This window comes from Acinetobacter sp. 12966 (assembly GCF_031196995.1).
GTDB classification, from domain to species: domain Bacteria; phylum Pseudomonadota; class Gammaproteobacteria; order Pseudomonadales; family Moraxellaceae; genus Acinetobacter; species Acinetobacter geminorum.
Window position 1 is genome coordinate 1 of record NZ_JAVIMC010000103.1, and the last position, 24,103, is coordinate 24,103.

At 38.7% G+C, this 24,103-nt stretch carries 25 protein-coding genes and 1 pseudogene; 10 read left to right on the plus strand and 16 right to left on the minus strand.

The window, feature by feature from the left end; translation table 11 throughout:
- Nucleotides 1–97: 97 nt before the first annotated feature.
- Nucleotides 98–619 carry a chromate transporter gene (locus RFW85_RS15810; protein WP_000501457.1) on the minus strand — a complete coding sequence of 174 codons (522 nt, stop codon included), beginning with the start codon at nt 617–619 and terminating at the stop codon, nt 98–100.
- On the minus strand, nt 619–1,179 hold the full coding sequence (locus tag RFW85_RS15815; RefSeq protein ID WP_001017026.1) for a chromate transporter: 561 nt from the start codon (nt 1,177–1,179) through the stop codon (nt 619–621). The genes RFW85_RS15810 and RFW85_RS15815 overlap by 1 nt, the downstream gene beginning before the upstream one ends.
- A 101-nt stretch (nt 1,180–1,280) precedes the next feature.
- On the opposite strand from RFW85_RS15815, the gene RFW85_RS15820 reads away from it, so the two are divergent.
- Nucleotides 1,281–2,183 carry a LysR family transcriptional regulator gene (locus RFW85_RS15820; RefSeq protein WP_033849754.1) on the plus strand — a complete coding sequence of 301 codons (903 nt, stop codon included), beginning with the start codon at nt 1,281–1,283 and terminating at the stop codon, nt 2,181–2,183.
- A 57-nt stretch (nt 2,184–2,240) separates the two neighbouring features.
- Here RFW85_RS15820 and arsH read toward each other — a convergent pair whose 3' ends face one another.
- From arsH to RFW85_RS15840, 4 genes are read right to left on the minus strand one after another with little or no spacing between them, the layout of a single operon-like run.
- Entirely contained in the window at nt 2,241–2,954 is a 714-nt protein-coding gene (gene arsH, locus RFW85_RS15825) for an arsenical resistance protein ArsH (RefSeq protein ID WP_068564293.1), read from the minus strand.
- Nucleotides 2,941–3,987, minus strand: coding sequence for an ACR3 family arsenite efflux transporter (gene arsB / locus RFW85_RS15830; protein WP_170247789.1), 1,047 nt, complete (start codon nt 3,985–3,987; stop codon nt 2,941–2,943). Before arsB ends, arsH begins: the two co-directional genes overlap by 14 nt.
- Nucleotides 3,988–3,997: 10 nt before the next feature.
- The gene (locus RFW85_RS15835; RefSeq protein WP_130118462.1) at nt 3,998–4,471 is read right to left on the minus strand and encodes an arsenate reductase ArsC; all 474 of its coding nucleotides are present in this window, start codon (nt 4,469–4,471) and stop codon (nt 3,998–4,000) included.
- Between the two features lie 4 nt (nt 4,472–4,475).
- Nucleotides 4,476–4,805 (minus strand): metalloregulator ArsR/SmtB family transcription factor, encoded by a 330-nt coding sequence (locus RFW85_RS15840; RefSeq protein ID WP_005069740.1) that lies wholly within the window; start codon nt 4,803–4,805, stop codon nt 4,476–4,478.
- An 85-nt stretch (nt 4,806–4,890) separates the two neighbouring features.
- On the opposite strand from RFW85_RS15840, the gene arsC reads away from it, so the two are divergent.
- Nucleotides 4,891–5,319 carry an arsenate reductase (glutaredoxin) gene (gene arsC / locus RFW85_RS15845; RefSeq protein WP_170247790.1) on the plus strand — a complete coding sequence of 143 codons (429 nt, stop codon included), beginning with the start codon at nt 4,891–4,893 and terminating at the stop codon, nt 5,317–5,319.
- Between the two features lie 69 nt (nt 5,320–5,388).
- On the opposite strand, the gene RFW85_RS15850 is transcribed toward arsC, so the two are convergent.
- From RFW85_RS15850 to RFW85_RS15860, 3 genes are all read right to left on the minus strand, one after another.
- Nucleotides 5,389–5,550, minus strand: coding sequence for a DUF1427 family protein (locus RFW85_RS15850; protein ID WP_000784879.1), 162 nt, complete (start codon nt 5,548–5,550; stop codon nt 5,389–5,391).
- 57 nt (nt 5,551–5,607) lie between these two features.
- Nucleotides 5,608–7,482: an amidohydrolase gene (locus RFW85_RS15855; RefSeq protein ID WP_309171673.1), complete on the minus strand. Its 1,875-nt coding sequence runs from the start codon at nt 7,480–7,482 to the stop codon at nt 5,608–5,610.
- A gap of 107 nt (nt 7,483–7,589) precedes the next feature.
- Nucleotides 7,590–8,276 carry a hydrolase gene (locus RFW85_RS15860; protein WP_003651277.1) on the minus strand — a complete coding sequence of 229 codons (687 nt, stop codon included), beginning with the start codon at nt 8,274–8,276 and terminating at the stop codon, nt 7,590–7,592.
- 197 nt (nt 8,277–8,473) lie between these two features.
- On the opposite strand from RFW85_RS15860, the gene RFW85_RS15865 reads away from it, so the two are divergent.
- A complete protein-coding gene (locus RFW85_RS15865; protein WP_170247792.1) occupies nt 8,474–9,367 on the plus strand; it encodes a LysR family transcriptional regulator in 894 nt (297 codons plus the stop codon).
- A 40-nt stretch (nt 9,368–9,407) separates the two neighbouring features.
- Here RFW85_RS15865 and RFW85_RS15870 read toward each other — a convergent pair whose 3' ends face one another.
- Entirely contained in the window at nt 9,408–10,157 is a 750-nt protein-coding gene (locus RFW85_RS15870) for a GntR family transcriptional regulator (protein WP_170247793.1), read from the minus strand.
- Between the two features lie 398 nt (nt 10,158–10,555).
- Here RFW85_RS15870 and RFW85_RS15875 point away from each other — a divergent pair, with 398 nt between their 5' ends.
- Together RFW85_RS15875 and RFW85_RS15880 are read left to right on the plus strand one after the other, a co-directional pair.
- Complete coding sequence (locus RFW85_RS15875) at nt 10,556–12,025, plus strand: NCS1 family nucleobase:cation symporter-1 (RefSeq protein WP_170247794.1); 1,470 nt, start codon at nt 10,556–10,558, stop codon at nt 12,023–12,025.
- Nucleotides 12,022–12,756: an aspartate/glutamate racemase family protein gene (locus RFW85_RS15880; protein WP_170247795.1), complete on the plus strand. Its 735-nt coding sequence runs from the start codon at nt 12,022–12,024 to the stop codon at nt 12,754–12,756. The genes RFW85_RS15875 and RFW85_RS15880 overlap by 4 nt, the downstream gene beginning before the upstream one ends.
- Before the next feature lie 67 nt (nt 12,757–12,823).
- Here RFW85_RS15880 and tauD read toward each other — a convergent pair whose 3' ends face one another.
- Genes tauD through tauA form a run of 4 tightly spaced genes read right to left on the minus strand, consistent with a single transcriptional unit; the run spans nt 12,824 to nt 16,424 of the window.
- Entirely contained in the window at nt 12,824–13,705 is an 882-nt protein-coding gene (tauD, locus tag RFW85_RS15885) for a taurine dioxygenase (protein ID WP_001099243.1), read from the minus strand.
- Nucleotides 13,706–13,713: 8 nt separating this feature from the next.
- The gene (gene tauC / locus RFW85_RS15890; RefSeq protein WP_017481613.1) at nt 13,714–14,583 is read right to left on the minus strand and encodes a taurine ABC transporter permease TauC; all 870 of its coding nucleotides are present in this window, start codon (nt 14,581–14,583) and stop codon (nt 13,714–13,716) included.
- On the minus strand, nt 14,580–15,374 hold the full coding sequence (locus tag RFW85_RS15895; protein WP_170247796.1) for a taurine ABC transporter ATP-binding protein: 795 nt from the start codon (nt 15,372–15,374) through the stop codon (nt 14,580–14,582). Before RFW85_RS15895 ends, tauC begins: the two co-directional genes overlap by 4 nt.
- Before the next feature lie 9 nt (nt 15,375–15,383).
- Nucleotides 15,384–16,424 (minus strand): taurine ABC transporter substrate-binding protein, encoded by a 1,041-nt coding sequence (gene tauA / locus RFW85_RS15900; protein WP_170247797.1) that lies wholly within the window; start codon nt 16,422–16,424, stop codon nt 15,384–15,386.
- A 441-nt stretch (nt 16,425–16,865) separates the two neighbouring features.
- Between tauA and RFW85_RS15905 the strand changes: the two genes are divergently transcribed.
- Nucleotides 16,866–18,050 (plus strand): hypothetical protein, encoded by a 1,185-nt coding sequence (locus RFW85_RS15905; RefSeq protein ID WP_170247798.1) that lies wholly within the window; start codon nt 16,866–16,868, stop codon nt 18,048–18,050.
- A gap of 134 nt (nt 18,051–18,184) precedes the next feature.
- On the opposite strand, the pseudogene RFW85_RS15910 reads toward RFW85_RS15905, so the two are convergent.
- Together RFW85_RS15910 and RFW85_RS15915 are read right to left on the minus strand one after the other, a co-directional pair.
- Nucleotides 18,185–18,361 (minus strand): annotated as a pseudogene (locus RFW85_RS15910) (monooxygenase); the annotation flags it as partial.
- 118 nt (nt 18,362–18,479) lie between these two features.
- Nucleotides 18,480–19,298, minus strand: a complete 819-nt coding sequence (locus RFW85_RS15915; protein WP_170247799.1) for a hypothetical protein — start codon at nt 19,296–19,298, stop codon at nt 18,480–18,482.
- 643 nt (nt 19,299–19,941) lie between these two features.
- Between RFW85_RS15915 and RFW85_RS15920 the strand changes: the two genes are divergently transcribed.
- The 4 genes from RFW85_RS15920 to RFW85_RS15935 all read left to right on the plus strand — a co-directional run bounded on the left by RFW85_RS15920 (nt 19,942) and on the right by RFW85_RS15935 (nt 24,053).
- A complete protein-coding gene (locus tag RFW85_RS15920) occupies nt 19,942–21,387 on the plus strand; it encodes a cytochrome ubiquinol oxidase subunit I (protein ID WP_170247800.1) in 1,446 nt (481 codons plus the stop codon).
- Nucleotides 21,380–22,387, plus strand: a complete 1,008-nt coding sequence (gene cydB, locus RFW85_RS15925) for a cytochrome d ubiquinol oxidase subunit II (protein ID WP_170247801.1) — start codon at nt 21,380–21,382, stop codon at nt 22,385–22,387. Before RFW85_RS15920 ends, cydB begins: the two co-directional genes overlap by 8 nt.
- Nucleotides 22,388–22,401: 14 nt before the next feature.
- On the plus strand, nt 22,402–22,536 hold the full coding sequence (locus RFW85_RS15930; protein ID WP_000749813.1) for a hypothetical protein: 135 nt from the start codon (nt 22,402–22,404) through the stop codon (nt 22,534–22,536).
- 98 nt (nt 22,537–22,634) lie between these two features.
- Nucleotides 22,635–24,053, plus strand: a complete 1,419-nt coding sequence (locus RFW85_RS15935; protein WP_309171674.1) for a PLP-dependent aminotransferase family protein — start codon at nt 22,635–22,637, stop codon at nt 24,051–24,053.
- The last annotated feature ends 50 nt before the right edge of the window (nt 24,054–24,103 follow it).

Consider the following 24,103-nt stretch of genomic DNA (forward strand, 5'->3'; position numbering starts at 1 on the left):
TATATATTTGATCGGTTTTTTAGATTTAATTATTATTTACTTCAAATCAAAAAAGCCAACCTGAACTCATCCAGCGCAGGTCGGCAAACTGGTTAAACTAGAGTAAGACCACACCAAATACAGCCCCAGCAATCAAGACATGTAAAGGATGAACCTTTTTAATTAAAGATAATAAAGTCGCAATGACTACCATAATAATGAGTAACGTATTTATTGCCGCTGCCTCAGAAATAATCCAAGCACTAGCAAGTACAGTTCCCACAGTGACAGGTTGTAAAGCAAGCTGTAAAACACGTCTCCATTTTTTATCTTTAAATTTTGACCAGCCTCTCATCACAAATACAGTAATTAGAGATGAAGGTAAAAATTTAGCGGTAGACGTTACAAGTAGACCTGACAACCCTGCTACATGCCATCCCACCAACGGTACAATCATCATGTTCGGACCGGGTGCAGCTTGGGCCATGGCGAACAATGCACTAAATTCTTGCGCCGTCATCCAGTGATGAATATCAACTACTTGGCGTTGCATCTCAGGCAAAATCGTATTTCCACCACCAAATGCAATAAGAGACAATTGAGTAAAAATGATCGCTAAAGTAAGTAGAACTGCACCCATTACACACGTCTCCAAATGATTGCCGAGTAAAATGCCAACAAAATCAGCATAGTCACTAGTAAAGAGATTTTTAGAAAAGCAATACTGATAATTGCAGCAACCACTACGCAAATCGCTAATGGATTACGTAACAATGGCTTAAGCATTTTTAAACCTGTTGCAACTAGAAGCCCAGCCGCAGCAGCAGCTAAACCTTCAAAAAGATGCTTAACCATTAAATTATCTTGGAACTGCTCATAAACATAATGTAAAAGTACAACAATTATCGTAGGTGCAAGGATCAGACCAATGAGTGAGCTCACTGCCCCACGAACACCGCGAAACTCCATGCCAATCGCAACCGATAAATTAATAATATTGCCGCCTGGTAAAAATTGACACAGACCAAGTAACTCAGTGAATTTTTCAGGGCTTAACCACTGCCTCTGCTCTACAATAACTTTACGGGCTAAAGGCAGCACGCCACCGAATCCAATTAAACCTAATGTTAAAAAACCTAAAAATAACTCTGTGCAGGTCGGGACACTCTCCTTCTGCACAGCAATCTCAACATGGTTCATTTTCGTTACTTTTCACTTTATCTGACCAAGATAGAATGATACTTTTGTGATATATCTACAAATGCTTTTATTTTCATCTGCCATACCATAAAGGTATTCCTATGCTCGATTTACATAAGCTCCATGCCTTTGTTGTGGTAGTTGAAGAAAGGAATATTACGCATGCCGCAAACCGATTGTTTATTCAACAGCCACCTCTAACGCGTTTACTTAAAAAGCTGGAAGAAGAACTCGGCACACAATTACTTATTCGCCAGCCTCGAGGAATTGAACCAACTGAGGCTGGTTTAGCCTTATTTAAAGAAGCACAACTTTTATTAGAACATGCCAGACATATTCCGAAATTAGTCCAAGATGTTAGCCAAGGTAAAACTGGTCAACTCAATATTGGTTTTACAAGTTCCGCAGGTTTGCATCCTCTTATTTCATTAGTATTGCGCTCATATCGAGAAATATATCCAAAGGTACAAACCAAACTTGAAGAAGCAGGCAGCCAAAAACAGTTAGATTGGTTAATCTCCGAGAAACTTGATATTGCTTTTTTAAGAGCACCGATCAGCCGTGATATCGGGTTAAAACATCTTCATATATTAGATGAACCAATGATGGTGGCATTGCCTATAGGCCACCCACTTACACAAAAAGAAAAAATTAGCTCAAATGACTTATCAAATGAAAATTTTGTTTTATACCGTCGTTCTTCAGGACAAGGTTTATATGACAATATTTTATATAGTTGCTACCAAGCAGGTTTTAGTCCACGTATTATTCAGGAAGCACCTCGGCCAACTGCAACATTAAATTTAGTTGCTGCTGGGATTGGTATAACGATTGTGCCAGCCTCAATGCATAACTTTTGGGAACATGAAATTGTGTATCGCGATTTTGATGATTCAATAAAAATGAATGCGCCTATTTACTTGATTACAAGAGAAAATGAGAGCTCTGCCAAAGTTTCAAATTTTATTGAACTATTACAAAAACTTTTGCCCACAATGGCCTGAGTGTAAAAACTAAGCAATAAAAAGTGCCCCGAGTGGAGCACTTTTTTATGAAACTATTTATTTTTGATTTACTCGTTTTGACAGCTCTTCTGCTGATTCTTTGCGCTCAGAATAGCGATCTGTCAAATACTGTTTTTGCCCACGTGTTAATAAAGTGAACTTATACAATTCTTCCATAACATCAACGATTCGGTCATAGTAAGAGGATGGTTTCATACTGCCATCTTCTTCAAACTCTAAAAAAGCTTTAGCAACTGAAGACTGATTTGGGATGGTAATCATGCGCATCCAACGCCCTAAAATACGCATTTGATTGACCGCATTAAATGACTGCGAACCACCACTAACTTGCATGACTGCCAAGGTTTTACCTTGAGTTGCACGGATTGCTCCGGCTGCCAAAGGAATCCAGTCAATCTGGGCTTTTAAAATTGAACTCATTGCACCATGACGTTCAGGTGAGCACCAGACCATACCTTCTGCCCAAGCCAAAAGCGCATGTAATTCTTGAACTTTCGGATGATCAGTTCCTGCATCCTCAGGTAAAGGTAAACCTTTAGGATGAAAGATTTTGACTTCAGCACCTAAGTATTCAAGGATTCGACCAGCAGTCAGCACAGCAAAACGACTATAAGAACGTTCACGATTAGAACCATATAGCAATAAAATGCGAGGTGGATGCTCAAGCTGCTGTGCTTGCACTTGCTCAAATGTAGGCTTATCAAGAAGATCTAATACTACATTTGATAAATCATTATTAAGACTGTTCATCTGAGAAATACTTTTTCTTTAACCAAAGAGAAACGGTAACGAGTGAAATTAAAACGGGAACTTCAACCAATGGTCCAATCACTGTGGTAAATGCCACAGGTGATGCCAAACCAAATGTTGCAATGGCAACCGCTAAAGCTAACTCAAAATTGTTACCAGCCGCAGTAAACGAAATAGCAGTGGTACGTGGATAGTTATTCCCCATACGTTTACTCATAAAGAAGCTAATGAAGAACATCAACACAAAGTAAATCGTCAGTGGGATTGCAATACGTAATACATCTAAAGGTAAGCTCACTACATCACCACCTTTTAGGCTAAACATCGCCACGATGGTAAAAAGTAGAGCAATTAAACTAATCGGACTAATTTTTGGTAAAAATTTAGTTTGATACCATTCCAAACCTTTCGACTTGACTAAAATCAAACGCGTCAAGAACCCCATTAAAAATGGAATACCCAAATACACCAAAACCGCATGGGTAATGGTCCAGAAATTCACATCAATGACTTGTCCAGCCACACCAAAATAAGGCGGCAAAAATGTCAAGAATAACCATGCATAGGTACTGAAAAATAAAATTTGGAAAATACTGTTAAAAGCAACTAAAGCAGCAACATATTGGTTATCCCCACATGCCAAACCGTTCCAGACCAATACCATTGCAATACATCGTGCCAAGCCTATCAGGATTAAACCTGTCATATATTCCGGATAGTTATGGAGAAAAATAATCGCTAAAGCAAACATCAAAATTGGAGCAATTAACCAGTTTTGTACTAAAGACAAAGCCAACGTTTTTTTATCTTTAAATACTTCCGGTAACGTAGCGTAGTCAACCTTTGCTAAAGGTGGATACATCATCAAAATTAAGCCGATTGCGATTGGGATATTAACGTTATCCACACTCATCTGGTTCAAAGAAACCGAGGCCTGAGGAAAGAAAACTCCAATAGCCAAGCCTAAGGCCATGGCTATAAAAATCCATAGCGTCAGATTTCGGTCTAAAAAGGAAAGCTTTTGCTTAGTCATGTCTGCTCTCTTACTCAATATGAGAGATTTCATTAATCTCAGCAATTAAATGTGAACGGTTTAGATTCGCAACATCAAGTGCAAACAATGCATCTAAACGACGATTAATATGAGCTACGGTCTCTTGGAATGCTTTAAGCTTTTCTTCTTTCGGCAAATCCAAGTGAGATGGGTCACTTAAACCCCAGTGTGCTTTGATCGCACCACCTAAATATAATGGGCATGCTTCTTGTGCAGCGGAGTCACAGACTGTAATAACAACATCTGGTTGATATTGTTCACAGTCATCAATAGTTTTACTCCATAATCCATCTGTGGGAAGGCCTAAATTTTCAAGTGTTTCAATCGTTAATGGATGTACCTGTCCTGATGGTTTACTACCAGCGCTATAAGCTTTCCAACCTTCTGGTGCACGGCTGTTAAATAAAACTTCTGACAAAATGCTACGGCAACTGTTTCCAGTGCATAAAAATAAAAATTTCATGGCCTCACTCACAATAGGTAGAAATAGAAGAAAACTGTGAAGATTGGTGTTTCATCGAATCTTCATCTTGCACGCCTATAATTTTTAAAACGTCGACAGCCCACTCAGGTAAATTGGGATTCAAACTGTAATAAACCCATTGTCCCTGTCGTGCATCAAGTAAGATGCCATGTGTGCGTAGCAATGCTAAATGTCTTGAAATTTTCGGCTGGCTTAAATCAAGCTGTTCGGTCAAATCACAAACACAAATTTTTTGTTGATTTAACACAAGTTTTAGAATGTTTAGTCGTGTTGAATCGGATAGACACTTAAAAAAATCAACTTGGTTGACCATGTCAGCTCCTCATTTAATATCTGTTATTGCAAATATACGCATATCCATATATAAATGCAATATCTCAACTTATTGTGAATTCGTCATGACAAATCCTGTGAAGATTTACCATAACCCTGCTTGCGGAACCTCACGTAATACATTAGCGCTTATTCATCATGCAGGCCTTGAACCTATCGTTATTGAATATTTACAAACGCCTCCAACGAAAGCTGAACTGGTACAACTCATTCAGGATTCAAACTTAACTGTACGTGAAGCAATTCGTAAAAATGTTGATCCATACAAAGATTTAGAGTTGGAACAAGGTCACTGGACTGAGGAACAGTTAATTGATTTTATGGCGGAGTATCCAATTTTAATTAATCGTCCTTTCGTGGTTACACCAAAAGGTACACGACTTTGCCGCCCTTCTGAAATTGTCCTTGATATTTTAGATGTAGAAAACTTAGGCTATTTCGCAAAAGAAGATGGCGAAGTGATCATTGATGAGCAAGGTCATCGTATAAAGTAATTAAAGATACTTATTAATATAAAAAGCTAAATGGCATAACACCATTTAGCTTTTTTTGAATTAAACAGGTTAAAAATAAGACTTAATGAAAGGAAGAAGTTGCTCTCCTATCACCATGCCCAATAAACCGACTAATGCAACAAGAGGTGGAGCTGGTGACTTAACATTTAGAACATAATATAAGACACCAACAAGCAACCCTACAGCCAAAGATAACAAGTACATTTTCATCGTACATACCTTAGAGAGTTAAGCCATTTAATGAAGCAGGTTCCCATACTGTTTTATTTAAAATGCAAAACACGAGCACCCAAGTGCGCCCCAGAAAGATTTTTTGTCCTTATCATTTACAGGAATATCAAGCATCCAAGCATGGCTATGCCCATGCATACCACAGCTGCTAGCACATGCACACAAAGCACTTTGTGACTGTAATGATTGATTAGAAGGTGCATTACGATTCTCAGATAACCGCCACTGACCACCGAAGCGCTTTACTGGTGACCATGTTGGTGAAGCTGGTGGTAACGGCGGATCGTCGTGCTTAAACTCTGCCCCTGCATAGACCACTTTGCCACCTAAGACAGTAAGTACAGACTCAATCCACTGGATATCTTCTGCTTCCACTTTAAAGTAGTCATCAGACAACACGACCAAGTCAGCGAGTTCCCCTGCTGTTAGTGAACCTTTGACATCTTTTTCACCAGAGAACCAAGCCGAACCTTTGGTCCAGAGCATAAGCGCTGTTTGGCGATCTAACAGATTTTTTTCATCATAGAGTGGTAAACCACCGACTGTTTTACCAGTACTTAGCCAATACAAACACACCCAAGGGTTATAAGAGGCAACACGAGTCGCATCTGTGCCCGCACCAACAGGAACACCAAGTTCTAACATTTTCTTAACTGGTGGCGTTGCCTGAGCAGCCTCGGCACCATAGCGTTTTACGAAAATCTCACCTTGGTAGGCCATACGGTGTTGAATGGCGATACCACCACCCAACGCACCTATACGTTCAATATTACGCTCAGATACAGTTTCGGCATGGTCAATAATAAATCGAGTTGCAAAAGGCTGTTTTGAATTTACTTTCTCAAATACATTGAGCAAACGATTAATACTTTCATCATAGGTTGCATGAATACGGAATGGCCATTTCTTTTCAGCCAAGTGCTCTACAATAGCTTCTAGTTCACCTTCCATTTTTTCTGGTAAATCTGGACGTGGCTCATAGAAATCTTCAAAGTCACCCGCTGACCAAGTCAGGTTCTCACCTGCTCCATTCATTCTAAATAACTCATCACCATCGCCTGGGAATGTCATTTCTGTCCAACGGCGATAGTCATCAAGCTCTTGGCCTGCCTTTTGAGCAAATAGATTGTAAGCAATTCGCACTGTCATTTGATTTTGATCATGCAATTGCTTAATCACATCATAATCTTCAGGATAGTTTTGCCCACCGCCACCCGCATCGATTGCAGAAGTAATACCTAATCGGTTCAATTCACGCATGAAATGACGAGTTGAATTGACTTGATCTTCAACTGGCAATTTCGGTGCTTTCCCTAAGGTCGAATACAAAATCATAGCCGATGGAGTTGCGAGCAACAGACCCGTTGGCTCACCCTTTTCATCTCGTACAATCTTGCCGCCGGGCGGGTCTGGTGTGTCTTTATTAAAACCCAAGACATCAAGTGCCGCTCGGTTCAACAAGGCGCTAGCATATAAATGTAAAACAAATACTGGAGTATCTGGTGCAGCTTTGTTGATTTCTTCTAAAGTCGGTAAACGCTTTTCGGCAAACTGGAATTCAGTCCAACCACCAACCACACGTACCCATTGTGGAGCTGGGGTATTATCTGCTTGTTCTTTGAGTAAGCGTAATGCATCAGCAACGGATGGCACACCTTCCCAGCGCAGCTCCATATTGTAGTTCAGGCCACCCCGAATAATATGTAGATGGCTGTCATTTAAACCCGGTATAACGCGACGGCCATTTAAGTCTACTACTTTGCTCGTCGCTGTTGCGAGCTTCATGACATCATCATTCGTACCTGTGCATACGACTTTACCGCCTGCTATGGCAATTGCTTGTACTTCTGGATTTTTTGGATCTAAAGTTGTGATTTTACCGTTTTTGAGTATGAGATTTATTTCGGTCATTCTGAACTCCATTCTTGTGAATTATCGTTCTAAAAATAAAGGCATATCTGTATTAATATCACTTAAATATTGAATACTAGACATGCCTTTACCAAATCAGTAGTATTTTATTTTGCAGGAACTGGTGCAAGTACTTCGTGTTTTGATGTGGTACGTTCAGGTGCCTTATGTACCATCGTATAAGCATAATCAACGCCCATACCATAAGCACCAGAATGCTCACGTACAATTGCCATAACTGCATCATAGGTATCACGGTGTGCCCAATCACGTTGCCATTCAAGTAATACTTGTTGCCAAGTTACTGGAACAACACCTGCTTGAATCATACGTTGCATAGAATAATCGTGCGCTTCTTTCGATGTACCACCAGAAGCATCCGCAACCATATAAATCTCATAATCGCCTTCAAGCATAGCACCAAAAGCAAAAGTGTTATTGCACACTTCAGTCCATAAACCTGAAACAATCACTTTCTTACGATTATTTTTTGCAAGTGAATCACGTACTTTTTGGTCATCCCATGAATTCATTGAAGTACGTTCTAATAATGGAGCATCGGGAAATACATCTAAAAGCTCAGGATAGGTATGGCCAGAGAAGCTTTCAGTTTCAACCGTAGTAATGGTGACAGGAATATTGAACGTTTTAGCTGCTTTTGCTAACCCTACAGTATTATTTTTTAATACTTGGCGGTCTATTGACTGCACACCAAAAGCCATTTGTGGCTGGTGATCAATAAAAATAACCTGACAATTCGTTGGTGAAAGTTGTTCTAAAAGTGATTTATTCATGGGTAAACTCCATTATTCCTTATGAGTAATGCATTAAAATTGCTTACTGGTCATTATCAAAACAGATAAAAATGTAAAAGCATAGACAGCAAATCAGCACGAATCTGTATCCTGCATGAATACAATAAAAACAATGATTGCTTTTTAATTTTTATAGTTTAATCATTGATATATATTTTTTTAACTTTCGCTTATCCATGGATCGATTAGACTGTATTTCCACTTTTGTAAGTGTCGTAGAACATGGTAATTTTAGTAGTGCAGCCAGAGCACTCGATATCTCTCGTGACTTGGTTGCCAAGCGCGTTTGCTACCTCGAAAATGACCTAAAAACTACACTATTAACCAGAACCACAAGACAGATGAACCTCACCTCTTGTGGAGAAAAGTTTTATCAACATAGCAAAGTCATTTTAAGTGAGTTTGAATGGGCTGCCTATGAAATTAACTACAATCAGCAGTACCCTGAAGGTGAACTCAAGCTCAATACCCCCATGTCTTTTAGCAATATTTTTCTTCAAAATATAATTTCAGACTTTATTGAAAAATACCCTAGTATCAAAATTGATTTATTCATGACAGATCAGCTATTAGACATGAATAATAATAATAAATTTGATTTAACCATTCGTGTAGATGGCTCTCCTCCAAATTTGGCAAATAGTAAAATATTAAATACCTATCAACGTTACTTATACGCAACGCCTGAGTATTTTAATCAGCATGGATTACCCGCTTCTTTAGAGGAACTCAAAGATCATAAATTTTTAATTTATTATCAAGATAGCCGTCATAAGAAGTTGATTTTCCAAAAAGATCAAAAAGAAGTGTCTTTTAATTGTTTCCCTGTGATGACCTGTAATAATGGTGAATTATTATTAGATATGTGTCTAAAAGATCACGGTATTGTCTTTCTTCCAGAGTTTATTGCAGAGCCTTACTACAAAGAAGGTAAATTACAGAAATGTTTGGAAGACTACACCAGTCAGCCGCTTCACTTATATGTCACATGGCCAAACCGTAAGATTTTGTCGAAGAAAGTAAAATTATTTATTGATTTTTTAACACGTCAAATCGTTCCTATAAAATAACCAATCCGGGCCTTTTCCATAGGAAATTGGCCCTTGATTTTCAGTTAGTTTGAATTGTTTCAATCTTCTTATTTTTAAATAAATTTAATAAATTTTGTTCTGCTGACGTTGTGCTGTCTTCTTCAATAAATGTGGTCGCGTAGTTTTCTAAATGCTCTTCCATCAATTGAGTTGCTCGTTTTTCATCACCGTGCTCAATTGCATCTAAAATTGCACGATGTTCATCTGCCGAACAATTATTATGTTTTGGAATTTCATATAACCCAATTAATAACGAAGTTCTCGCAATAAGTGTCTGCAAATAATTAGTCATGATCGTATTCTGATTTGCTTCAATCAATTTCAAATGAAATTGTCCTGATAGCTTAATCCACTCAGCCCAATTACCAGCTAATCGCTCTTGCGACTCTTGATCGACTAAGGCTCGAAGCTCACTAAAATCTAAGTGATGAGACTTTTGAGCTAACTTTTTTACAGTGACAATTTCAAGCATGCTGCGTGCTTCAAAGACTTCTTTTGTTTCATGAGCACTATGTTTTGCGATGAGTGCCCCACGATTGGGCTGAATTTCGATGACCTTATCATGGGCAAGTTTTACGAAAACACGTCTTAACACTCCCCTCGTTACACCGAATGCCTCACATAGGGGTGCTTCAACCAAACGCGCCCCGGGTGTAAGTTGCCTATTTAAAATGGCATCAACAATAGCGTTATATATATGGTCATCAATTTCATCATTGCTCTTTTCTACGGCTTTTTTTAGTGCATTCGATGGCATTGATTTCTCCATTTTTGTTAACGCCTCCTCTTTTTAAAACTTTATCTACTAACTGTAGTGTAAGTTTAACTTAACCTTTTGGGAATATTACTCTCATTTCCGCAGCATCTATGTGCTACTGAACAATTCAAAAATAAACCTTAAAATATCAGCTTATATAACTAAATTTATGTACTTTTTATAAAAATTAATCTCTTCTCATTTTATAAAACTGTCTCTTTATATCCAAATTCCGTACCAGTTTAAACAATCTCATCAATGCTACCCGCGAAATTGGCACAACTTTTGCTCAATAGAATTGTGCACAATCAAAATAACACATTGTGCACAATTTTAACTTCTTTCTTTTAGTCAGAGTTTCAAGCTGCTGAAGAACGTGCCCGCCCAACATAGGGAAGTGAGTGTTCAAGATGAATAATACCGAAGCAATAATTAAACCTTCTTATGATGCAAAGCTAACAAATCAAGACCTAGCTCCTTTAAAAAAGCAAACTTGGGGCGCTTATAATATTTTTGCCTTTTGGATGTCTGATGTTCATAGTGTCGGCGGTTATGTCATGGCTGGGAGCCTTTTTGCACTTGGGCTCAATAGCTGGCAGGTACTTCTCTCTTTACTGATCGGCATTGCCATTGTTCAGTTTTTTACAAACCTGATTGCCAAGTCTAGTCAACAAACTGGCACGCCCTATCCTGTTATTTGCCGTGCAACCTTCGGTGTGCTTGGTGCAAATATTCCTGCTGTTATTCGTGGGCTTATTGCTGTCGCATGGTATGGCATTCAAACCTATTTGGCCTCAAGTGCATTCTTATTGGTCATTTTAAAGTTCTTTCCAGAATGGTCCGTCTATGCCGATGTTTCAAATTACGGCTTTCTTGGGCTTTCCTATTTAGGATGGGTTGGCTTTATGCTGCTTTGGTTACTGCAAGCGATTGTTTTTTGGTCTGGCATGGACAGCATTCGTAAATTTATTGACTGGGCAGGTCCGGCTGTCTACGTTGTGATGTTTGCGATGGCAGTCTGGCTCATATGGAAAGCTGGATGGCAGAATATTGATTTAAACCTAAGTGGTGTTCAATACGACGGTTTTGCGGTTGTACCTGTCATGATTGGTGCTATTGCTCTCGTTGTCTCATATTTTTCAGGTCCGATGCTGAATTTTGGTGACTTCTCTCGTTATGGCAAAAGCTTTAACGCGATTAAAATGGGCAACTTTCTTGGACTACCAATTAATTTCTTAGGCTTTTCTTTACTTACTGTTGTATGTATTGCGGCAACGCTTCCAGTCTACGGCAAGCTCATTACAGACCCTGTCGAGATGGTTGGTAAACTGGATAATACCTTTGTGGTGATTCTAGGTAGTTTGACCTTAATGATTGCCACGATTGGGATTAATATTGTCGCTAACTTTGTTTCACCTGCCTTTGATTTTTCCAACGTTTCACCGAGCAAAATTAGCTGGCGCATGGGTGGAATGATCGCAGCAGTTGGTTCGATTTTCATTACCCCATGGAATTTGTTTAATAATCCTCAAGTGATCCATTACACCATTGATATTTTAGGCGCATTTATCGGTCCACTTTTTGGTATATTGCTCGCCGATTTTTACCTCATTAAAAAACAAAAAATTGTGGTAGATGATTTATATACCTTAGATACCAAAGGTTCGTATTGGTACAAAAATGGTTATAACCACTCTGCCTTTTATGCCTTAATTCCTGCTTCATTAATTCCTATTCTCTGCGTACTTTTACCACAACTGTCGGGGCTTGCTAATTTCACATGGTTTATTGGGATGGGATTCGGTTTTGTCATTTACCGATTTCTTAACCAACCGCTTGCCCATGCTAAATCGGCAATGACTAAGGTAAAAGTACAATGAAAATTAAAATTATTAATCCTAATACTACTCAAAGCATGACAGACAAAATTGCTGCATCAGCAAAGGTAGTCGCGAGTTCTGGTACTCAAATTATTGCAGTGAGTCCTCAAATGGGCCCTGCAACGATTGAAAGTTATTATGATGAAGCCCTAAGTGCCGTAGGTGTGCTGGAGGAAATCTGCCAAGGTGAACAGCAAAATGTAGATGCTTATGTTATTGCCTGTTTTGGCGACCCTGCGCTTTATGCCGCCCGTGAAATCACTTCGGCACCTGTGATTGGGATTGCCGAAGCAGCCATGCGAACTGCAAGTTATGTCAGTACTGGTTTTAGTGTGGTGACAACCTTACAACGCACAGTGAATATGAGCTGGCATCTGGCTCATCGCTATGGGGCTACGCCATTTTGCAAAAATGTTCGAGCTTGTGACATTGCCGTTGAAGAATTGGAGCTTCCTGACTCAGATGCTTATCGAACCATACGAGATGAATGCAAAAAAGCACTCGCTGAAGATAAAAGCGATGCGATTGTTTTAGGATGTGCAGGTATGAGTGATTTGTGTCTAAAGCTACAAAACGAGTTAGGCGTAATCGTTATTGACGGCGTTGCAGCAGCAGTTAAACAAGCTGAAATGTTAGTTCAGTTAAATTTAAAAACCAGCAAAGTTGGTGATTGGGCCTCACCTCCTGTAAAGAACTACACAGGCATATTGTCAGGATTTGGAATGCGCTAAAGAGTTAATATTTCAATTCCAGCTCAAAACTCAGAGTTGGAATTGAAATAAAGAATAATTAAAGGAATTAAGCCTCTGCTAACTCTGGCTGTTGTTCTTCTTTATAAAATGGCACATCGCCATTAATAGTTGCGCGGTGCATAATTCGATGAGCATCTCCGTAATCAAATAATGCTTTATGTTGTGTGCAACGGTTATCCCAAATCGCGACGTCACCGTCTTGCCATTTCCAGCGTAAATGAAATTGCTCTTGGGTCGCATGTTCAAACAAGAAATTAAGTAATTGCTCACTTTCTTGTTCGGGTAACTCATTAATGTGTGTGGTAAAACCCTCACTTACGAACAACAAAGGCTCGCCTGTGACCGGATGGGTACGCACCACTGGATGAACCACTGGAGGATTACGCTTAAAGGTTTGTAACAGCTTTTCACGTTCTTCTTCGTTATGAGCAAAACGCTCAAGTGGAAAAGACTTACGAATATCGTGTGTTGCAGTTAAGCCACGCAATTTTTGCTGTAACTCAAGCGGAAGCCCTTTAAAAGCTGCTGTGTTGCTCGACCACAACGTGTCACCACCTACAGGTGGAATTTTAATAGCTTGCAACACACAACCTAAAGGTGGAGTTTTACTAAAAGTCACATCTGTGTGCCAAAGTTCATTGTCACGCAAATCTTGTTTCCAACTGTCGAGCACCATCACCTCAGGTACATCTTCAATTGAAGGATAAATCGGGTGCACATGCAATGTGCCAAAACTACGGGCCAAGTCTGCTTGTGCTTGTGGTGCTAATTGTTGCTTTCGAAAAAAAATGACCTGATGATCAAGCAAAGCCTGCTGGATTTGTTGCGTTGTCTGTTCATTTAACGCATTCAAATCAATATCGTGAATAATTGCGCCAATGGTAGGCTTGATCACTTCTATATTTAAGTTTGCTACTACTGTATTCATCTTCTTTACTACAACTGCTGACCATACCAAGGAGAAAACTGTTTTTGTAACCAACGTAAAAACAGCTCAAAACTAACTGCGACAATCGCAATCACAATAATGCCCAGAATCACCGTATCGGTAATTAAGAACTGTGCTGCCGATTGCACCATAAAACCAATACCACGGTCCGCTGCAACCAACTCTGCTGCAACTAATGTTGACCAACCCACCCCAAGACCAATACGAATACCGGTAATAATATGAGGTAAGGCTGTTGGTAAAATGACATGCCAAAAGACTTGTGACTGACTTGCCCCTAGCGACAATGCTGCACGTTCACGATTAAGCTGATGGCTTAACACACCATGCGCACTACTAATAATGACAGGCGCCAAAATCGAGAAGAAAATCAAAAGTACTTTTGTGGTTTCACCAATACCGAACCAAATAACAAGTAACGGCAAATAAGCTAACGGCGGAATTGGTCGTAGCAATTCAACCAAAGGATCTAGAACAGCACGAACCCATTTGTTCAGCCCCATCCACAAACCCAGCGGAACACCAATCACCACGGCAGCAATCAAAGCTAAAAATACACGAGAAATGCTGGCTGCCAAATGTTGCCACAAAGTTGCTTTCATAAAGCCTTCTTGGCTGACCGATATAAATTTTTGCCAGACTGCCTGTGGACTCGGTAAAAACAGTTCAGGTACAACATGCAAAGCAGTAATGAGGAACCAGAGTGCAACTACACTTCCCACACTGATTATGCTGACCGCCAAAGTACGATGCTTCTCAAAGAATGACGATAGAAAAGAAGCACTTTCTGTTTGTACATCTGGCTTAATTTTTAGCTCTGCCTTGTCATATTCATAGACGTTATCTTTAGTGTTCATGTAGGTAACGCCTCCTTACCGCTTTGTTTTTGTACCCTTAAACTTTCAAATAGCTGTTCTCTGAGCTGAATAAATTGAGAATCCGATTTAATTGAGCGAATAGACTCGCCCTGACGATATCGTTGGGCAAAATCGAGATGTAGAGTTTCTACAATTTTGCCTGGATGCGCTGTCATTAGTACCAGCTGATTGCTGAGCAATAATGCTTCTTCAATGTCATGAGTAATCAAAAAGAAGCTTTTATTTTGTTGAATCCATAAATCGAGCACTAACTGCTGCATGTTTTCACGCGTAAAAGCATCTAATGCGGCAAAAGGTTCATCTAATAAAATAAACGGCGCGTGACTGATCAAAGCTCTGGCAATACCAACACGTTGTTTCATACCACCGGAAAGTTCCCAGATATTGGCTTTTTCAACGTGACTTAAACCCACAATTTTTAAAATTGCGTTCACTTGTGCTTCGATATCCGCGCGCTTTAAACCTTTTAACTGCAAAGCGAAGCCAACATTATCTGCAACATTCAACCAAGGAAGTAAGGCGTGATCTTGAAATACAACAGCACGAGTTACATCTGGTCCAGTTACGACTTCATGATTTACAAGCACATCACCTGAACTCGGCTTTTGAAACCCTGCCAAGATATTAAGCAAAGTTGTTTTGCCACAACCCGACTCACCTAAAATCACGGTTAAAGAACCTTCTTCAATGGTTAGGTTAATGTCTTGTAAAACTGGCTTTTGCTGTTTAGGAAAAGTCAGATGAATATGTTTGGCTTCTAGTACACTCATGACAACTCCTTAAGGCTGCAAAAATGAAGAATTCACATTGCCTTTATAATCGGCTTTCAGTTGATCGACTTTGCCCTGACCTTTTAAGAACTTCGCTGTATCAAAAATATTTTGCGCAAATTCACCATCTAACGTTTGTTTTTGCTGAGCGTGGTCAAGGTAAATATTTCCTCTTAATAAAAGCGGGATATCTTTTGCATCAGAACCTGTGAGCTGCGCAATTTTTTGCACGTTATCGGCATCTTTAACGTAAGCGGCTGGGTCTTGATTATATTTTTCGAGTTGCTCAAGTGTGGTTTGAACAAAAGCTTTCAAGAAGTCAGGATTTTTCTCTGCAAAATCTTTACGTACAACCCATAAGTCATAAGTTGGAGCGCCCCATTCACCGACTTGTTTTGAGTCGGTTAAAACCGTACCAGATGCTTTGGCTTTACTTAAAGCAGGTTCCCAAACATAGGCAGCATCAATATCACCACGTTCCCACGCCGCTGAAATTTCAGGTGGACGCAAGTTAATAATTTTTACTTTGTCTTCTGGAATGTTCCAATGTTTAAGTGCAGACAAAAGGCTGTAATGGGTTGTCGAAACAAACGGTACAGCAATGGTTTTGCCAATTAAATCTTGAGGAGTTTTAATTCCTGACTTATTACTTACTACTAATGCTTCAGATCCACCAAGTTTTGATGTAATTAAGAATACTTCAATCGGTAAATCACGGCTTGCTGCAGCAGCAAGTGGACTTGAGCCAATATTGCCAAGTACGACATCACCTGAAGCAAGTGCGTTTACAACATCTGAACCCGCATCAAATTTTTTCCATTGAATGATACGTTGACTATGTTTTTCATAGTCTCCATTCGCCTGTGCAACTTTGCTTGGGTCAACTCCGGTTTGATAAGCAATCACGACAGGTTTGTTGTCACGAACTAAAGCACCCGTATTATTATCTTTCTTATTTTGCCATACGATAAATGCAACAATTGCTACAACCACAATTGCCGTGATAATCAACGGTTTGGTCTTTGTGCTCATAATTTCATGATCTTTCAATAATATAAGCCCATGGTATGCAGCCGGCTTTATAATGAAAAATAAAAAAATATGAGTTGCTTATCAGGTTTTTATAAATAACTTTTCCTTATAAGTTTTTATCTTTTGGGAAAAAGCAAATTTTAAATAATCTTATAGAATAGATACAAAATTAAAATACTTATATATCAATAAGTAAAAACGACATTCCCAAATCATATGATTGTGAAAGCCTGACATATGCCCTTTAGTATTTTATCCTCTGATATTTGATCATTTTTATTTTTGCTTATTGTATCCAGAGTTTTGCATCTAATTAATTTTCTTTCTTTTATATAAGGTTTAGATTTTATTATCTTTTTATCTTAAAACCTCTGCAAATATTGAGATTTGGACAAATCTTTTTCTGGTTTATACATGACGCAAATTTAATTTTTATTTTTTAAGAGGAGAAAAATTCTTTTGTTTAAACATTCTCAAATTTTGACAAAAACATTAATTACAACATCTTTGCTTACATTCAGCCTTTCAAGTCATGCAGCGCTTACCTTTGGCAATGCTGAAGAAGGTCAACTTAAAGTAAGCGGTACTGTTCGAGCTAAATATGTTTATGATTTTGACTCTGATCCCACTACCAGTAAATTTTCTTTTAATGACGCAGTATTATGGCTGGACTATAACTCTCCGAAATGGATTGGTCGTTTAGATTATCGAGTTTATGAATATTACGGACGTCTAGGCGATGCCAATTGGCTCACCGATGCATGGTTAGGTTATAAAATTAATGATAACAGTAAAATTATTGCTGGCTTAAACCCCGTTCCTTTTGGCTTGGGTCGCTTTTGGGGAAATACTTATTATTTAGGCATTGCCAATAGTGCTGGTTGGGAAGATGTACACAACCTTGGGGTGAAATATGATTTCAATGATGGAATCAATGAAGCACAACTCGCCTTTTATCCTACCGATGGTGGCACCTATAGAGGTAAAAGCAAAGACTCGAGTCGATTTAGTATCAACCCTATCAATGCGGATGACTCTGTACCACAAGGCACCAATACTAAAGAAAAGAACTCCATTGTTGTTCGCGGTGCTCATACCTTTAAAAATGTCTTAGGCCAAGAAAATTTCTCTACTCAACTGGGTGCATCTGCATGGTATTCCACCATTGAAAATAAACGTTCAGGGCAAGATGGCGATCGCCAAGTCTATTCGGTTTTTAGCAATACCAATTATAACCAATGGAATTTACAGCTTTTGGCCGGTTATCAAGACATTGATAATGCCGACACTCAATATAAAGATCATCTGACTCTGGGCGGTTTCGATTATTCATTTAACTCTGCAACCAAAGGTCAGATTTATTCAGCCGAACTGAGCTATTTATTTCCTCAGCAGTTTGGCCCGATTACCTCTGTCCGCCCGTACCTAAACTATAGTTCTTACCGAAAAGAACAAGATGGCTTTAAAGACTCAACCCGTTTTATACCCGGTATTGCCTTTAACTATCAAAAATTGACAGTACAAGCCGAGTTGTTGATGGGCAAACATGACCCATATTTAGGTGATAGTGAGGGTCTGGCAGCTGGTGGAACTAACGATAAATGGAATAAAAAAGCGTTTGTAATTTTTGCTTATTACTTCTAACTCTAAAAATAAAGGCCAACAGATGTTGGCCTTTATTTTATTTAGAGATTTACTTTCACTCTAATCAATTACTGGTGAATTGCTGAGAGGAAGTTCTGTTTTATCTTCATCGATAACATTGACATCTTCGTATACTGCTCACGGATTAAAGCCCCCTTTTTTTAATACGGGCAAAAGTCGGTCTGAAATTTTCTGCCAATTCATCATAACGTGATGACTGCTTCACCCCACACGCGAGAAATACTTAAGGCCTGACTAAGTGCTGCATGCGTTAGTGAACCGAGATGATGCTCAAAATTTAAATTTCTCATGTAAGTAAAACCAATATTGCTTTGCTTTTACCATAAAATATTTATTTCACATGAAAACGATTATTTTTTTATAACTGTATTCATTCTTTATATAAAGCAAAACAAAAGCCTGAAAGCGCTAAGCAATCTCTTTCTTGTTAAGACTATGCTGACTTTGCAATAAGGTTTGCATATATTCTGAATAGACAGATAACTTTTCAAAAATATGTTCTGAATAAAACATGTCGTCAATTAAATGCGTCATTTGAGGCGTCGTGAAAGTGTCACAGAGTCCTACCAATTCAGCATTCATTTGAGCAAATTTCGCGCATAATTTGACATAAGTTTCATCTTTATTTTTGAATAATAATTTCCGCATTTCTAAGCCATTGAGGTTTTTTAAGTCATCATGTTTTGTGGTTTTAATCCAATAAATTTTTATTTTTAAAAACTGTTCAAGTTGATTTAGAGCCTCTAAATCAATTTCTAAATATGTTATTAAAAAAACTGTAGAGATATCACTTCGGCATAGTGCCTTGATTAAGCTTAGATAAATAAATTCGACTTCATTAAGCTCTGCAAGTTCCAAATCGATATAAATTTTTAGACTTTCTAAAACGTCATCTACTTTGAATAAGGCTTTTTTTTCAGCTTGGTAATATTTATTAAGAATAGAAAGCACAGGCGTAGTCGCAGGCGTTGTATAAATAGCAGCCTTATTTAGGTTAGCAAAAATAAATGGTGAAAATAGATAAGCCACACTACTTTGCTGTGGCTCAATATGAGATTGGATTAAATATACAGTTTCAGATTTAGAAAAGTCTCTGAGTACTTTCGCTCTTAATAAAGTAGCTTCAAAATTAACGTAAGTCTGCTCTAACTGAACTAATGTAGATACAGGAATAGGCTGATTTTTAATAATTTTATGCAGGACATTGAGTTGAGAAGTAATAAACATTTTTTAACATCCAAGCTATTTTAGAAGAGCTACACTTAAATCAGGTCTTTAATAACCTACGTAACAACCAGACCTCACGCAAAACAACAAAGGAATAAAAGAGAAGAAACTATTCTGCGCTTATTACCCAAAGTCGCATTCACTTTGTTTTGGAGAGTGATTTTGGCCATTCGTAAATCTTGTTCATTTATTTTGGACTTTTGAAGAATGGATACATAGCTACAGATAATTGAAAAAAAACTATAGCACACCTCATGACTGCTCCAGACTGTTATAGTTTTATAAAAAATTTCTGTATCTACATATACAAAAAGAGTAAGTGCATGATTAGGGAAACTTCTTAAGGTAGGTAGTTTTCATGAGACGATCTATTGCATATCGCCAGATATTTCATCAATGTTTCAATGCAACATGCATTTTTACAAATGCAACATCAAGCATAAACTTTGTTAACAGATTGAGAACAATCAATCAGTCTATTCTCTTGGAATATCAAGCAATTATATTGCTTAACCCTGTTGGCATTTTACTTGCTAAGAACATTTATCACAGAAGTAAGTTTAATCGCCAAAATACTTTGTTGCCTGAAAATAAGTATTTAACTCATTCAATCATCATCAGCTAGTTCACAGGGGGAAAGTTTATGAGCCTCGGTCTAACCGCTCTAGAATTAGCGCGAATACAATTTGCTTTTACAGTATCCTTCCATATTATTTTTCCGGCCACTTCCATCGGTCTTGCCTGCTTTTTAGCAGTGTTAGAGTGGAAATGGTTAAGAACCCAAGACCCGATTTATAAAGATCTATTTAAATACTGGATTAAGATCTTTGCCGTTGCCTTTGGTATGGGTGTGGTCTCGGGCGTAGTCATGAGTTACCAGTTCGGTACGAACTGGAGTGAATTTTCACGTGTCGCCGGAAGTATTACTGGTCCTTTACTTACCTATGAAGTCTTGAGTGCCTTCTTCTTAGAAGCAGGTTTCTTAGGCATTATGTTATTTGGTTGGGGCCGTGTTGGTCCTCGAGCCCATTTCTTCGCAACACTTATGGTTGCCATCGGAACATGTATTTCCATGTTCTGGATCTTATCTTCGAATAGCTGGATGCAGACCCCTCAAGGCTTTGCTATCGAAAATGGCATTATTGTGCCAAAAGACTGGTTTGCAATTGTCTTTAACCCATCCTTCCCTTACCGCTTTGCCCACATGGGTGCAGCAGCTTTCTTAGTTTCATCATTATTGGTCGTCGGAACATCTGCATGGCATTTAGTAAAAGGCCGTCGCGATGAGTTGGTGAAAAAATCGTTCTCGATGGGTCTCTGGATGGTACTTGTGACTTCATGTTTGCAAGTAGTGATTGGCGATAACCATGGGTTAAACACCCGTGAACATCAACCTGCCAAACTTGCAGCAATGGAAGGACATTGGGAAACTAATCACAATGAACCAATGCCATTATTGCTATTTGCAATTCCCGATATGAAAGAAGAACGTAACCACTTCGAAGTAGGTGTTCCTTATTTGGGTAGCTTAATTTTAACGCATAGCTTAGATGGCCAAGTGACAGGTTTAAAAGATTTCGCACCAGAAGATCGTCCAAATTCAACCATCGTTTTCTGGAGCTTCCGTGTGATGGTGGGTCTTGGTGTACTCATGGTCACTTTGTCTTTAATTGCGCTTTGGTTACGTAAGCGTGGAAAACTCTATGAAACATCTTGGTTCCATAAATTTGCTTTAGTAATGGGGCCTTCTGGTTACGTTGCCATGCTTGCAGGTTGGGTAACAACTGAAGTCGGTCGTCAACCGTGGGTTGTATACGGCATTATGCGCACAAAAGACGGGCTTTCACATACTGTTTCCGCAGATCAGGTCGGACTTAGCCTGTTTATTTTTGTGGTGGTCTATACCATCGTTTTTGGTAGCGGTATCTACTACACCTTAAAACTGATTAATAAAGGCCCTGTATTTATCGATACACCAAATGTTGAAACTGGTGGCGTTGGACACTTTAAAACACCAATGCGTCCACTCAGTGCGGTCGATGAAAACATTGACGATAATCAAAAATCTGGGGAGAAACATCATGATTGATCTTTCTTTAATATGGGTCGGTATTATTGGTTTAGGTGTTTTAATTTACGTGGTCATGGACGGTTTTGACTTAGGAATCGGAATTATGTTCCCTTTCATTAAGAACAGCCAAGAACGTGATGTCATGATGAATACCGTCGCTCCTGTTTGGGATGGTAACGAAACTTGGATGGTTCTCGGTGGTGCTGGTCTATATGCTGCCTTCCCGCTGGTTTATTCAACAGTTTTATCCGCACTATATTTACCGATCATTTTTATGGTAATTGCCCTGATTTTCCGTGGCGTTGCTTTTGAATTCCGTTTTAAAGCTCACCGTACCAAACATCTTTGGGACTTGGCTTTTATTTGGGGTTCAGTTTTAACGAGCTTCCTTCAAGGGATTATTTTGGGTGCTTATATTCAAGGAATCAAAACCGAAAATGGTATTTTTGCTGGTGGGTCTCTTGATTGGCTTTCTCCGTTTACGATCTTCACAGGTATTGGCGTAGTTGCCATGTATGCTACTTTAGGCTGTGGATGGCTGATTTTAAAAACCGAAAAAGGTTTGCAGCAACGTATGTATGAGCTTATGCCAAAGCTAATTATTGCGCTGCTCATTATTTTTGGTGGCGTGAGTTTATATACGCCGTTGACTCATCCTGAAATTGCAGATCGTTGGTTCTCTTTACCAAATCTGTTCTATTTTAGTCCTGTACCGATTTTGGTCTTATTGTTTGTTGGCCTGATTTTATTGGCATGTAAAAAGCAAGATCATGACCTCAAACCATTTGCATATACATTGGCTCTCGTTTTCCTTGCATTTACTGGTTTTGTGATTAGTTTATGGCCATATATTATTCCGCCATCAGTCACAATCTGGCAAGCCGCAGCACCGCATTCAAGCCAGATGTTTGCTTTGGTTGGCGCACTTATTCTGATTCCGATCATTATTGCTTACACCATTGTGTCTTACTGGGTATTTAGAGACAAAGTTCGTGTAGGTGACGAAGGCTATCACTAAGTATGGAGGGTTTTATGAAAAAGTCATCCGTTAAACTCAATCAAACCCAATGGTTTATTTTGCTATGGCTCGGTGGTTTTTTAGCCTTAGCTGTGATTGCGGGATTGTTTAAAGTTATCTTGATTTATGCAGCCCCTTACTTAAAGTAAATCTATTGTTCTAAACAAATGCCGTTTGTAGATTCTGCAAACGGCATTTATTATTGATTAAGTGCTTCTTTCATTTTGTTATTTCGTGCAGCCCCTACATGTATAAATCAGAACAACTCGCTCATAGCATTCGCCAACTCATTGAGAGCGGCACTTTAAATGCACATGAGAAATTACCGTCATTGAGAGATCAGGTACAACGTTCTGGTTTTAGTTTAATGACCGTCATGAATGCTTATCAGGAGCTTGAATCACAAGGTCTGATCTATTCAAAAGAAAAATCTGGCTACTTTGTTGCCGAGCAAATTGCACTAAAGCCACTCGAACAATATTCAATTGTTTCACTAAACTCTAAAATTGAAATTAATTCCTTAGTTTTTAAATATCTTAAGTCAATTCAACATGAGTCTGTCGTACCTTTTGGCTCAGCTTTTCCAGACAGTCAGCTTTTAACAGCACCTAAACTTATTCAAATTATGGGGCAACTTGCGCGCAAAAGACAAAGCTATGACCAGACCACAAGCTTGCCTCCTGGTAATTTAGCGTTAAGAAAACTGATTGCTCAGCGCTACTGTATGCAAGGTATACAGACCGATCCAGATGACATTGTCATTACATCTGGAGGTTTAGATGCACTAAACCTTTCGCTACAAGCTGTCGCTCAACCCGGCGATTATATTCTATTGCAACAAACCGTGTTTTACGGCGCTTGGCAAGCCGCTGAGCGTTTAGGACTTAAAGTGATTACCATTCCTGAGCATCCGCAACATGGTTTTGATCTAGAGGCTTTTGAACAGGTTATTCATACATATCCAATTAAAGTATGTTGGCTCATGTTAAATAGCCACAACCCGATTGGTTTTACAGTCAGTGATGACATTAAATATAAAATTGCTAAGTTGCTTCACGAACATCAAATCTATTTAATTGAAGATGATGTCTATGAAGAGCTTTATTACGGTGGGCAAAAACCACTTTCAATGAAGTATTTTGATCAACAAAATCTGGTACTGCACTGTTCGTCTTTTTCTAAAACATTAGGTGCAGGTTTTCGGGTCGGTTGGGTCTATGCGGGTAAATTTTCAGACCATATTCAACACTTACAGCTCATGAGTACTATTTCAGTGAATGCACTCATTCAAAATGCATTGATTGAGTTTTTGTCTCATCATCATTATGAAAAACACTTACGTACGCTTAGGCTTTCACTTGAGCGTTATAAAAAGCAGTTTTATCATTATTTAAAACAACATTTACCTAGCTCTTGTGAAGTGTATTACTACCCAAGTGGTTATTTTCTATGGGTCAAACTTCCTAGTACGCTGGACAGTATGCAAGTTTATGAAGAATTGATTCAGCAAGACATTGGCGTTGCGCCAAGCCCTTTGTTTAGTGTTTTACCTGCACAGCAATATTATTTAAGAATCAATTGCTCTTTTGAATGGAACACTAAAATTCAAAATGCATTAGATCAGGTTATCAAAACCATTCAACAAAGAGTTGAAGCAAGTTTATAAAGATATGCTTCGACCTAAGCACAATTTTATAGTCTTTATTTTGTGCTAAC